This window comes from Flavobacterium sp., assembly GCF_003525665.1.
Classification (GTDB): domain Bacteria; phylum Bacteroidota; class Bacteroidia; order Flavobacteriales; family Flavobacteriaceae; genus Flavobacterium.
Genome location: NZ_DQDX01000158.1, coordinates 3,455 through 4,767 on the forward strand (window position 1 = coordinate 3,455; position 1,313 = coordinate 4,767).

Annotated in this window: 2 protein-coding genes and 1 pseudogene; all 3 read left to right on the forward strand. The window is 32.8% G+C overall.

Features of this window, described 5'->3' with window-relative positions; all coding sequences use genetic code 11:
- The first annotated feature begins 85 nt into the window (after positions 1-85).
- A complete protein-coding gene (locus DIU01_RS11210; protein WP_035126226.1) occupies positions 86-415 on the forward strand; it encodes a PadR family transcriptional regulator in 330 nt (109 codons plus the stop codon).
- Positions 416-420: 5 nt separating this feature from the next.
- Complete coding sequence (locus DIU01_RS11215; protein WP_290834476.1) at positions 421-1,026, forward strand: PspC domain-containing protein; 606 nt, start codon at positions 421-423, stop codon at positions 1,024-1,026.
- A gap of 4 nt (positions 1,027-1,030) precedes the next feature.
- A pseudogene (locus DIU01_RS11220) lies at positions 1,031-1,313 on the forward strand (hypothetical protein); the annotation flags it as partial.

The following is a 1,313-nucleotide window of genomic DNA, read 5'->3' on the forward strand; positions in this document are numbered from 1 at the left end:
ATCATCAAAAAAATCATCAAAATCTGAACTAAATTCAGGTTAAATCAAAAAATGAACAGTTTAATTAAAAAATCAAAATCGAATTATGAACATTGAAAACACAAAAGCCCAAATGCGAAAAGGTGTTTTAGAGTTCTGCATCTTATCGGTATTAAAAGAGAAAGAGGCATACACATCTGAAATATTAGACACTTTAAAAAACGCAAAATTGCTTGTAGTAGAAGGAACAGTTTATCCGCTATTGACAAGATTAAAAAATGACGGTTTGCTCAACTACCGTTGGGAAGAATCAACTTCGGGTCCGCCAAGAAAATATTATGAGTTGACCGAATTAGGAAAAACATTTTTAAACGAATTAAACGGAACTTGGACAGAACTTTCTGACGCCGTAAACATCATAACCAATCAAAAATAACAATCATGAACAAAACAGTAAATATTAATATAGGTGGTTTATTTTTTCACATAGATGAAGATGCATACCAAAAGTTATCAAGATATTTTGATGCTATAAAACGTTCACTTTCAAATTCATCGGGTAAAGATGAAATTATGAAAGACATTGAAATGCGTGTGGCTGAGCTTTTTACAGAAAGACAAAAAAGCGACAAACACGTAATCAATAATGTTGATGTTGATCAAGTAGTTACCGTTATGGGACAACCAGAAGATTATAGAATTGATGATGATGCTGAAACTCCTAAAAACGAGCCGTTCTATGTTCCAAGAAAAAACAAAAAACTATATCGTGATAAAGACAGAGGTTTAATTGCAGGTGTTTGTACTGGTTTAGGTCACTACACAGGAATTGATGCAGTTTGGATTAAAGTAATTTTCATATTGTTTGCTTGTATCACGCTAGGTTGGGGTTTATTGGCTTATTTAATTCTATGGATTGCAACTCCAAAAGCCATTACGACTTCAGAAAAACTAGAAATGACTGGCGAACCAGTAACGATTTCTAACATTGAAAAAAAATTTAGAGAAGAATTTGAAAACGTTTCTGAANNAAAATGCAGATTATGACAAAATGGGAAACCAAATAAAGTCTGGAGCTGAAAGTGCTGGAACAAAAATTAGTTCTGCTTTTACTTCAATTTTTGGAGCATTTGCAAAAGTTCTAGGCGCAATTATAGTTGTCTTTTCATCTTTCATATTTTTGGCTGTGGCAGTCGTTTCTGTAGTGATGTTGTTTTCATCATCTATGCCAGACAATAAAGTAATTGAATTTATTAAAACTCCAATCGGATTAGAAACCCCAATTTGGGCTCAAGGAATATTGTTCTTTTTAGCTGCTGGAATTCCACTGTTTT

Bases quoted from the DNA above. Each gene is read 5' to 3' on its own strand.
- DIU01_RS11210 (WP_035126226.1), top strand. From the start codon at position 86: ATGAACATTGAAAACACAAAAGCCCAAATGCGAAAAGGTGTTTTAGAG.